The sequence below is a fragment of the Arenimonas sp. GDDSR-1 genome (genome assembly GCF_025980345.1).
In the GTDB taxonomy this organism is placed as follows: domain Bacteria; phylum Pseudomonadota; class Gammaproteobacteria; order Xanthomonadales; family Xanthomonadaceae; genus Arenimonas.
Genome location: NZ_JAPDUI010000081.1, coordinates 1 through 7,339 on the forward strand (window position 1 = coordinate 1; position 7,339 = coordinate 7,339).

Genomic DNA, 7,339 nt, shown 5'->3' on the forward strand with positions numbered 1-7,339 from the left:
CGCTTACCGCCGACTGTATGTCGAGGGTTTGGCCAGAGCCTGCGAGGTACTGCAGCCGAAGCGTTGTCTGTTGGTGAGTTCCACGGCCGTCTATGGCCAGGACGCCGGCGAGTGGGTGGATGAAACCAGTCCGGCTTTGGCGGAGAGTTTCAACGGCCGGATGCTGCGTGAAGCCGAAAATCAGAATCTGATCCATTCCGGCAACCGCGTACTGCGCTTGAGCGGCATTACCGGCCCCGGCCGGAACATGCTGGTGAATAAAGCGCTGCTCGGAGAAAACATCGCCAATACCTGGACCAACCGCATCCACATCGAGGATGCCGCCGGTGCGCTTTGCCATCTGCTCGACCTGACTGATCCCGAACCGCTTTGGATTGCCAGCGATGACCTGCCGGCGTTGCAAATTGATGTGGCCAATTGGATCCGCAGCGGCCAAGAGCTGCCGCCGCTGCCGGGCGCAGAAGGTTCGGCGGCCGGACGTCGCGTCAGCAATGCCCGCCTGAAAGCCAGTGGCTGGCAGCCGATATACCCGAGTTACCGGCAGAGCTATACCGGGTCCAGAGTTTGACCGAAATCACATCGGTTTGCCGCAAATCCGGTCACAATAGATTGCAAGGAGAATGACCATGGACCCACTTTACAGTGCCGCACTGAGCACCTTCGCCGATCTGCTGGCGCAGGCCAAGCAAAGCATCGATCCGGAACCGACCGCGATGACGGTGGCCACCGTCGGCCGCGATGGCCGCCCGGCCGCGCGTACCGTCTTGCTGAAAGGTTTCGATGAACGCGGTTTCGTGTTCTATACCAATTTCAGTTCCCGCAAAGGCCGGCAACTCGCCGCCAATCCGCAGGCCGCGCTGCTGTTCCATTGGCGGCATCTGCGTGAAGGCGTGCAGGTCAAGATCGAAGGCACGGTCGAACCGGTCAGCGCCGAAGAAGCCGACACCTATTTCGCCAGCCGACCGCGCGGCAGCCAACTCGGCGCCTGGGCATCGCTGCAATCCCAACCGCTGGCGTCACGTGAGCTTTTCGATCAGCGCTATGCCGATTTCGAGAAACAATACGAAGGCGTGCCGGTACCGCGCCCGCCGCACTGGTCGGGCTTCCGTGTCGTGCCCGAGCGCATCGAGTTCTGGTACGGCGCCCAGTTCCGCCTGCATGAACGCCAATGTTACGAGCGCAGCAACGGCGTCTGGTCGCAGGTCATGCTGTATCCATGACCGGGCCGCGGCGGATCGTCTGCCTGACCGAGGAACCGACCGAAGTGCTGTATGCACTCGGCGAGCAGGACCGCATCGTCGGCATTTCCGGATTCACCGTGCGGCCGACGCAGGCGCGCCGTGACAAACCGAAGGTCAGTGCGTTCACCAGTGCCAAAATCGAGGCCATTCTGGCGCTGAAGCCGGATTTCGTCATCGGTTTTTCCGATATCCAGGCCGATATCGCTGCCGCCTTGATTCGCCACGGCATCGAAGTCTGGATCAGCAACCACCGCAGTGTCGAGGGCATTCTAGATTACATCTGCCGGCTCGGTGCGCTGGTCGGTGCCGCCGATAAAGCCCGGAGTTACGCCGCCGGCCTGCGTTCCGATCTGGAAGCGCTGGCATCGCAGGCGTCCTCCAATGCGGCCCGCCCGAAAGTCTATTTCGAGGAATGGGACGAACCGTTGATTTCCGGCATCCAGTGGGTCGCTGAACTGATCCGCATTGCCGGCGGCGACGACATCCTGCCGGAGCTCGCCGCCGAGCCCATGGCCAAAAACCGCATCATGGCCGATGGCAGCAAGGTCATCGATCGCAATCCGGATATCATTTTCGGTTCCTGGTGCGGCAAGAAATTCCGGCCGGACAAGGTGGCGATGCGGCCGGGATGGGAAAACATCGCGGCCGTGCGCAACCGGCAGCTGTTCGAAATCAAATCCCCGATCATCCTGCAGCCCGGGCCCGCGGCGCTGACCGATGGCATCCAAGCCATGGCGCGGCACATCCGCGATTGGCGTCCGGCTTAATCGTTTTCGCGGCTCAGACTCTCGCCGCGGTCGCGTGCGGCGTCCAGCGCATTCTGCACCAGTTCACGCAGGCCGCCGCTCTCGAAAGTGGTAATGGCCGCATGCGTGGTGCCGTTCGGTGAGGTCACCCGCTGGCGCAGCACATCGGCCGGTTCGCCCGATTCGGACAGCATGCGTGCCGCGCCGACAAAGGTCTGCACCGCCAGGGCGCGTGCCGCTTCGGCGGGCAGGCCCTGTTTTTCCGCCGCCGCCTGCATGGCTTCGCACAGCAGAAAGACATACGCCGGGCCGCTGCCCGAAAGGGCGGTAACCGTGTCCATCAGGGCTTCCTCGGAAATCCAGACGCACAGGCCGGTGGCGCCGAAAAGCGCGCTGGCGAGATTCTTCTGTTCGGCACTGACCTGCGCATTGGCGAACAGGCCGCTGGCACCGGCGCCAAGCAGGGCTGGAGTGTTCGGCATGATGCGCACCACCGGCAGATTGCCGCCCAGCCAGGTTTCCAGCTGCGTGGCGGTGATGCCGGCGGCGATGGAAAGAATCAGCGGACGTTCGGCCTGCGCCAGATCCTTCAATTCGGCGCAGACGGTTTTCATCACCTGCGGTTTTACCGCGAACAGCCAGACGGCACTGCCGGATGCGGCGCGCCGGTTATCGTCCAGCACCGGAATGCCGGTTTCGGCGGCCAGTGCTTCGCGGGTCGGTGCGTAGGGTTCCGAGACCCGGATGCCGTCGGGCGCATGGCCCTGTTTGAGCAGGCCGGTAATCAGACTGCGCGCCATATTGCCGCCGCCAATGAATGCGATGTTGAGAGTCATGGGTCCTCGCTGCGTGGGGGTCGTGGGCCGAACAGGGCGCTGCCGACGCGCACCAGGGTGGCGCCGTGGGCAATCGCGACCGGGTAGTCGTCGCTCATGCCCATGGACAGGGTATCCATCTGCGGATGGCGTTGCAGCAGGCTGCGGTAAAGGGCATGCATGCGTTCGAAGGCCGCGCCATCCGTGCTGTGTGCCGGATCGGGAATGGCCATGAGGCCGCGCAGGCGCAGACGCGGAAAACTGTCGATCAAATCCGCCAGACGCCCGGCAGCTTCAGGTGCACAACCGGATTTTCCGGGCTCTTCGTCAATATTGACTTGGATCAGTACATTCAAGGGGGGCAGGCTGGCCGGACGGTACTGGGCGAGCAGAGGCACGATTTTTTCCCGGTCCACGGTCTGCACCCAGTCGAAGTGTTCGGCCACGGTTTTGCATTTATTGGACTGCAAGGGGCCGATGAGGTGCCACTCAAGGCCCAGCGCCGACAGCGCACTGATTTTGGCCACGGCCTCCTGCACATAATTTTCCCCGAATGCCCGTTGCCCGAGCGCGGCACATTCCGCGACCCGTTCGGCCGCTTGGGTTTTCGAGACCGCGAGCAGGCCCACGGACTGGCCGCCGGCGGCACAGGCCGCCAGGGCGTTTTGCAGGAACAGCAGGTTCTGGGCCAAATCCGGCATGACTTGTCGAAATATTCTGGGGGGGTATACTGAGTCGGATACTGTGCCATGATAGCCACGGATTAGGGGAAAATATATGGATATCGCTGAGTTGCTCGCGTTTTCGGTCAAGAACAAGGCCTCCGACCTGCACCTGTCGTCGGGTCTGCCGCCGATGATCCGGGTTGACGGCGATGTGCGCCGGATCAACATTCCCGCGCTCGATCACAAACAGGTGCATGCCCTGGTCTACGACATCATGTCGGACAAGCAGCGCCGCGATTTCGAGGAATTCCTCGAGGTCGACTTCTCTTTCGAAATCCCGGGGCTGGCCCGATTCCGCGTCAACGCCTTCAACCAGAACCGCGGTTCGGCCGCGGTGTTCCGTACCATTCCCAGCCAGATCCTGACCCTCGATGAACTGGGTTGTCCGAAAATCTTCCGCGAGCTGATCGAGCAGCCGCAGGGCCTGATCCTGGTCACCGGCCCGACCGGTTCCGGTAAATCGACCACGCTGGCGGCCATGGTCGACCACGTCAACAAGAATGAATTCGGGCATATCCTGACCATCGAGGACCCGATCGAATTCGTGCATGCCTCGCAGAAATGCCTGATCAACCAGCGCGAGGTCCACCGCGATACCCACGGCTTCGAGGCTGCGCTGCGTTCGGCACTGCGTGAGGATCCGGATTACATCCTCGTCGGCGAGTTGCGCGATCTGGAAACCATCCGGCTGGCGTTGACCGCGGCCGAAACCGGACATCTGGTGTTCGGCACCCTGCACACCAGCTCGGCGGCGAAAACCATCGACCGCATCATCGACGTGTTCCCCGCGGCGGAAAAGGCCATGGTCCGCTCGATGCTGTCGGAATCGCTGCGTGCGGTGATTTCGCAGAGCCTGATGAAGAAAACCGGCGGTGGCCGCATCGCCGCGCATGAAATCATGGTGGCCACGCCGGCCATCCGCAACCTGATCCGCGAGGACAAGGTCGCCCAGATGTATTCCTCGATCCAGACTGGCCAGGCGTCCGGCATGCAGACGCTCGACCAGTGCATGCTTGAGCTGGTCAAGAAGGGCCAGGTCAGCAAAGCCCAGGCCTGGGGCTACGCCAAAGACAAACGCCTGTTCGAATAAGGCCACGGAGACGCGCCATGAGCAGCATTGATTTCACCTCTTTCCTGAAACTGATGGCCCACAAAAAGGCCTCGGATCTTTTCATCACCGCCGGCGTGCCGCCGTCAATCAAGGTTCAGGGCAAGGTTTCGCCGATCACCCAGAACCCGCTGACGCCGCAACAAAGCCGCGACATGGTGCTCGACGTGATGAGCCCGTCCCAGCGCGAAGAGTTCGAAAAGACCCACGAGTGCAACTTCGCCATCGGTGCCGCCGGCATCGGCCGTTTCCGCGTCAGCTGTTTTTACCAGCGCAACCAGGTCGGCATGGTGCTGCGCCGGATCGAAACCAAGATTCCGACCATCGAAGAGCTGAACCTGCCGATCATCCTGAAATCGCTGGCGATGACCAAGCGCGGCATCATCCTGTGCGTGGGCGCCACGGGTACCGGTAAATCGACCACGCTGGCCGCCATGATCGGTTACCGCAACCTGAATTCGACCGGCCACATCATCACCATCGAAGACCCGATCGAATTCGTGCACAAGCACGAGGGCTGCATCATCACCCAGCGCGAAGTCGGCATCGATACCGACTCCTGGGAAAATGCGCTGAAGAACACCCTGCGCCAGGCGCCGGACGTGATCATGATCGGCGAGGTGCGCACGCGCGAAGGCATGGACCATGCCGTGGTGTTCGCCGAAACCGGCCATCTAGTGTTCTGCACCCTGCACGCCAACAACGCCAACCAGGCCATCGACCGGATGATCAACTTCTTCCCGGAAGAACGCCGGGCCCAATTGCTGATGGATCTGTCGCTGAACCTGAAAGCGATCATCGCCCAGCAGCTGGTGCCCACCGCCGACGGCAAGGAGCGCCGCGTCGCCATGGAAATCCTGATCGGCACGCCGCTGGTGCAGGATTACATCCGCACCGGTGAAGTGCACAAGCTCAAGGAAGTGATGAAGGAGTCGACCCTGCTCGGCATGAAAACCTTCGACCAGAGCCTGTTCGAACTCTATCAGGCCGGTGAAATCAGCTACGAATCGGCCCTGCGTTACGCCGACTCCAGCAACGAAGTGCGCCTGAAGATCAAATTGGCCCAGGGCGGCGACGCCGCCAGCCTGTCGCAGGGCATGGACGGCATCGAGATTTCGGAAAACCGTTAACCGGCCTTGATCATGTCCGCCACGCGCTCCGCCAGCATGATGGTGGGCGCGTTGGTGTTACCGCCGATCAGCTTCGGCATCACCGAGGCATCCACCACGCGCAGACCGCGAATCCCTCTGACCCGGCACTGCGTATCGACCACGGCCTGGCTGTCGCTGTCCGCGCCCATTTTGCAGGTGCCGACCGGGTGGTAGATGGATTCGGCTTTCTCGCGGATGAAGTTTTCCAGCTCGGCATCGCTCTGCACCGCTTCGCCGGGAAACACTTCCGGACCGCGGTAGGCATCGAAGGCCGGCTGCGCCAGTAGTTTCCGGGACAGCTTGACCGCTTCCAGCATGACCTTCATGTCGAAACCCTCGGCGTCCGACAGGTAACCGGCTTCGATGCGCGGCTTCTGGGCGATGCTGTTGCCGGTCAGGTACAGGCGGCCACGGCTTTTCGGCCGCAGGAAGCAGGCATGCAGGGTGTAGCCCGAGCCCGGCATTTTATGGCGGCCATGGTCATCGAGCTGCGCCGGCACGAAATGGAACTGGATGTCGGGACGGTCGTCTTCGGCCAAGGACGAGCGCCAGAAACCGCCGGACTCGGCGACGTTGCTGGTGCCCGGGCCCTGCTTGAACAGCAGGAACTGCAGGCCGGCCAGCAGCTGGTTGCTGGTGTCGTAGGTGATGTCCTGCGTGCATTTGTGCAGAACACAGGCATCGAGATGGTCCTGCAGATTGCCGCCGACGCCGGGCAGGTCGGCCTGGACCGGAATGCCGTGCTGATGCAGGTGCGCGGCCGGACCGATGCCGGACAGCATGAGCAGCTGCGGAGAATTGATGCTGCCGCCGCACAGAATCACTTCGCGGCTGGCGGCTTCGCAGAAACCGCCCTTGCCGGCCACGGCATAGACCACCGCGCTGGCGCGCCCGTCCTCGAATACGATGCGCGAGGCGGTGGCTTTGGTGATGATTTTAAGATTCGGCCGTTTGCGGGCCGGACCGAGATAGGCCACGGCACTCGAACAGCGACGGCCTTCGCGGGTTGTGGTTTGGTACAGGCCGAAGCCTTTCTGCTGCGGACCGTTGAAATCCGAGGTGGTGTTGAAACCGGCCTGTCCGGCGGCCTCCAGGAATACCGGCGTCAGCGGATTCAGGTGGCGCGGATCGGAGACCGTGAGCGGGCCGTCGCCGCCATGCAGGTCGTCTGCGCCGCGGACGTTGCCTTCGGATTTGCGGAAATAGGGCAGCACGCTGTTCCAGTTCCAGCCCTCGCACCCGAGTTTTTCCCACTCATCGTAATCGCGGGCGTTGCCGCGGATGTAGCACATGGCATTGATCGAGCTGGAGCCGCCGACCACTTTGCCGCGCGGCCACCACAGGGCACGCTGTTTCAGGTTGGGGTCGGGGGCGGTGTTGTAATCCCAGTTCACGCCCTTTTGTCCGACCAGCTGGGCGATGCCGGCGGGCATGTGCACCAGCGGATTCCAGTCATCGGCACCGGCTTCCAGAAGAAGCACGCGGACCGCAGGATCCTCGCTCAGGCGGTTGGCCAGCACGCAACCGGCGGATCCGGCACCCACGATGATGTA

General features: G+C 62.5%; 7 protein-coding genes and 1 pseudogene. 5 read left to right on the forward strand and 3 right to left on the reverse strand.

What is annotated here, in order from left to right; all coding sequences use genetic code 11:
- The 3 genes and pseudogenes from Q0W88_RS10020 to Q0W88_RS10030 form a co-directional block, all read left to right on the forward strand.
- Positions 1–568, forward strand: a pseudogene (locus Q0W88_RS10020) (SDR family NAD(P)-dependent oxidoreductase); the annotation flags it as partial.
- A 58-nt stretch (positions 569–626) separates the two neighbouring features.
- On the forward strand, positions 627–1,220 hold the full coding sequence (gene pdxH / locus Q0W88_RS10025; protein WP_297803082.1) for a pyridoxamine 5'-phosphate oxidase: 594 nt from the start codon (positions 627–629) through the stop codon (positions 1,218–1,220).
- On the forward strand, positions 1,217–2,008 hold the full coding sequence (locus Q0W88_RS10030) for a cobalamin-binding protein (RefSeq protein ID WP_297803085.1): 792 nt from the start codon (positions 1,217–1,219) through the stop codon (positions 2,006–2,008). The genes pdxH and Q0W88_RS10030 overlap by 4 nt, the downstream gene beginning before the upstream one ends.
- On the opposite strand, the gene proC is transcribed toward Q0W88_RS10030, so the two are convergent.
- Together proC and Q0W88_RS10040 are read right to left on the reverse strand one after the other, a co-directional pair.
- Positions 2,005–2,823 carry a pyrroline-5-carboxylate reductase gene (gene proC / locus Q0W88_RS10035; protein ID WP_297803088.1) on the reverse strand — a complete coding sequence of 273 codons (819 nt, stop codon included), beginning with the start codon at positions 2,821–2,823 and terminating at the stop codon, positions 2,005–2,007. The genes Q0W88_RS10030 and proC overlap by 4 nt on opposite strands.
- Positions 2,820–3,503 (reverse strand): YggS family pyridoxal phosphate-dependent enzyme, encoded by a 684-nt coding sequence (locus Q0W88_RS10040; protein WP_297803091.1) that lies wholly within the window; start codon positions 3,501–3,503, stop codon positions 2,820–2,822. The genes proC and Q0W88_RS10040 overlap by 4 nt, the downstream gene beginning before the upstream one ends.
- Positions 3,504–3,579: 76 nt before the next feature.
- Here Q0W88_RS10040 and Q0W88_RS10045 point away from each other — a divergent pair, with 76 nt between their 5' ends.
- Positions 3,580–4,617 carry a type IV pilus twitching motility protein PilT gene (locus Q0W88_RS10045; protein ID WP_297803094.1) on the forward strand — a complete coding sequence of 346 codons (1,038 nt, stop codon included), beginning with the start codon at positions 3,580–3,582 and terminating at the stop codon, positions 4,615–4,617.
- A gap of 17 nt (positions 4,618–4,634) precedes the next feature.
- On the forward strand, positions 4,635–5,765 hold the full coding sequence (locus tag Q0W88_RS10050) for a PilT/PilU family type 4a pilus ATPase (protein WP_297803097.1): 1,131 nt from the start codon (positions 4,635–4,637) through the stop codon (positions 5,763–5,765).
- Here Q0W88_RS10050 and Q0W88_RS10055 read toward each other — a convergent pair.
- On the reverse strand, positions 5,762–7,339 hold a 1,578-nt coding region (locus Q0W88_RS10055), incomplete at its 5' end, for a choline dehydrogenase (RefSeq protein ID WP_297803100.1). The genes Q0W88_RS10050 and Q0W88_RS10055 overlap by 4 nt on opposite strands.